The organism is Providencia sp. PROV205, assembly GCF_028479505.1.
GTDB classification, from domain to species: Bacteria; Pseudomonadota; Gammaproteobacteria; order Enterobacterales; family Enterobacteriaceae; genus Providencia; species Providencia huaxiensis.
The window spans coordinates 1-2,949 of the sequence record NZ_JAMPNU010000054.1; the positions used below are offsets into that span (position 1 = coordinate 1).

Genomic DNA, 2,949 nt, shown 5'->3' on the forward strand with positions numbered 1-2,949 from the left:
GACTGTTGATGCGAATAAAGGGATCACTGCGGATGTTAAAACTAAAGAAGGGCAGTCATTCGAACAGGCACTAGCAATATTAAGTCATACTCCTGGGTATGAGTGGCTCGGGGACATTAAAAATAACAAAAACGTCAATTGGGCTGTTGTAAAAGATGCTTATAGCCAGTGGGATATAAAAACTGAAAGCCTTAATCCAGTCGTAGGTGCTGTGATTGCCATTGCTGTAGCGGCTGCTACTTATGGAACCTCTACAGCCGCCAGTGTTGGTGGATTAGCGAGTTCTACTGCTACAACTATGGGGGCTTCAGCGACAACAGCGTCAATGGCTTCTGCTGCGGCACAGGCGGGGTTTGCCTCACTCGTTTCTCAAGCTTCTGTCGCGTTAGTTGAGAACAAAGGAAACCTGTCAAAAACCTTATCCAGTCTAGGGGAAAGTGATACCGTAAAATCAATTGTGACCAGCATGATTATTGCAGGTTCACTTGAAGGATTTGATATTGCGTTATATGGCAAAGCGACTGATCCAGCCAAAGTGACCTTACCAAAACTCAGTGATGGAAATTGGACTCAAGTCGCACAGCGTGTAGCAGGGCAAAGTGCTATCAGCTCAACCATCGGAACAGCGATCCAAGGTGGGAGCTTTAGTGAAAACTTTAAAACAGCCCTACTCAGTAATGTGGCAGGGCAAATTCAAGCTGAAGGGGCTAACCTGATAGGCGATAAATTCCAGTATTTATATGTAGATAAACAGGGAAATATTCTAGGACATACAGGAAAAGCTCTTAGTCATGCGGGTTTGGCTGCACTAAGTGCAGAAATTAGTGGTGGCAATGTAAAAGGAGCCGTTGTTGGTGCATTAGCCGCTGAATTGGCTGCACTATCTCTTGATAACAAAAGTAAAAATAATTTAAATGCAGATACTCAAATAATCAAGGTGGTTGGGGCTTTATCTGGCGGTATTTATACAGGTGAAGCGAGTGGTGCATACAGTGGTGCTAATGCCGCAGAAAATGTATTTCTTTTTAATCACCATTACCATAATTTTTTTGGAAATACGGGCGATAACTTTTTCGCAAGTGGTTTTGAACTTGAAAAAGTATTAGCGAGTGATAGCAGCCTTACGGAGCAAGAAAAACGTAGTATTCGGAAAAATTATCTTAACGGTGCTGGGGGAGAAGACCCTGTAAAGTTAATATTAGAGCATCTTCCCGTTTCAGATACTATGATGGCATTAGCACAGGCCAAGGATACTAAAGATTACGCAATTGCACTATTAACATCGTTACCATTAGAACGAGCTGTAGCCGTTATGGGGCGATTGATCAAAACAACAGGCACGGCTCTTCAGCGGAAACCATTAAAAGGAGGGGCTGGAGGTAACTGGAATGTCATGAATGAAATCGTTGACCCAACTGTAGTGAAACAGGTGACGCCGACTAGTTGTGGCGCTGCATGTGGGGAAATGATATTAAAAGATCGTGATATTTTCACATCTCAGATTAAATTAGGTACAGAATTAACATCAATGAATTCACTTGCCAATAAACTAAATAAAGTTGATAGCGGTTGGGTTGCTAATAATGTTTCTTCCTCAAGTTTTGAGTCATTAAATCGTACCGGTTCTTGGAGTGCAATGATGTGGGACTCAGGTAATAAAGTTGGTCATTGGGTTGTTGTTAAAGGCGTAGACAATGGAGGTAATGTAATAATCAACGATCCATTTAAAGGAACACGGTACACAATGAAAGTTAACGAATTTAAGGATGCATGGAATGGACATAGTGTCTACAAACCATAATATATTTTTATTATCAATAGATTATGATAATACAACGAAAAATATTAGCTATGGTTTTAGTGTCAATAAAGAAACTAAATTTTTCATGGCAAGTATATTTGAGGCTAAAGGAATAAAAGGTATAAATTATACGGATGAACTCGATAAGTTAATAATGTCTATAATGCCATATAAACCAGAAATATCTAAATTTTTAAGTGAGATAACTTGGGATTATATCGAAGGCAGAAATATATCTCTACCAGCTAATTTAATTTAAAACATGGTTCTACGCTAGAATCATTATTCAAGTTTTGTAACAGTCTCCTATTGATAACCTGAGTGAGCTTGATGAGGCTTCCAGTATTTGAATGGGTTTGTTGGATCAGCGAGGCCATTTGAGCAGAAATATACGGTTCATCCACTGTGAGGTGTTTTGACTTGAAGGAGGGTTTATCCGACGAAGCCTTATATGTATTAGCTCAGACCTTACAGTTACCGGTTATTTATAAGGTGTCTGTCAGGTCAAATCTAGTTCAGTTTTTTCTGCCGGGGGGAGGGCGGCCTAGACTGTAATTTAAATTGTGTACTTGCCTGCTTTTGATATGTTAATCCCAACAAAAAAGCACGAGCTATCAAATGACACTACGAGAATTTTTAGAGGGGCCTTGGAATGGAAATGCCGTTTTTAGTCAGTAGTGTATATCTTAATAATATACAATATATTAATGGAAAGGCTTTTTTAACTATATCGATAAACGGTGTTAGTCACGTTTTTATAGCGTATCCTGAAGGGGGGAGATATCAGTCATGAGATCATCGGATGAACTATCAAAACTATTAATGCACCTATCACAATATGAAAGCTCGATATATAAAAAGATATTCACCTTGGTATGGGATTATGTTAAAGGCAAAGACGTAATACTTCCTGCAAAATTATTATAAGAAATCTGGTAATAACAATCAGTAAGCCCTAATGATAGGGGGTAGATAGCTCTAAGTTCAATAGAATTGAGCAAAAAAGATTGAAAACACAGGCGGTTATGATTTTAGCCGCCTGTGTTTTCTTATCGACACATTTTAGGTAATGTTTCTTTTTTAGGACTACTTACCCAATAAGTGTAAGAAATGAATATGTTTTTCATACTGATCAAGAATATCGTGGA

The 2,949-nt window shown here is 38.8% G+C and carries 2 protein-coding genes; both read left to right on the forward strand.

Annotation, left to right across the window (positions count from 1 at the left end):
- A partial coding sequence (locus PR800_RS19490) for a DUF637 domain-containing protein (protein WP_272531263.1) occupies positions 1-1,801 on the forward strand: 1,801 nt, incomplete at its 5' end.
- Positions 1,785-2,060, forward strand: a complete 276-nt coding sequence (locus PR800_RS19495) for a hypothetical protein (RefSeq protein ID WP_407072567.1) — start codon at positions 1,785-1,787, stop codon at positions 2,058-2,060. The genes PR800_RS19490 and PR800_RS19495, both read left to right, overlap by 17 nt.
- The last annotated feature ends 889 nt before the right edge of the window (positions 2,061-2,949 follow it).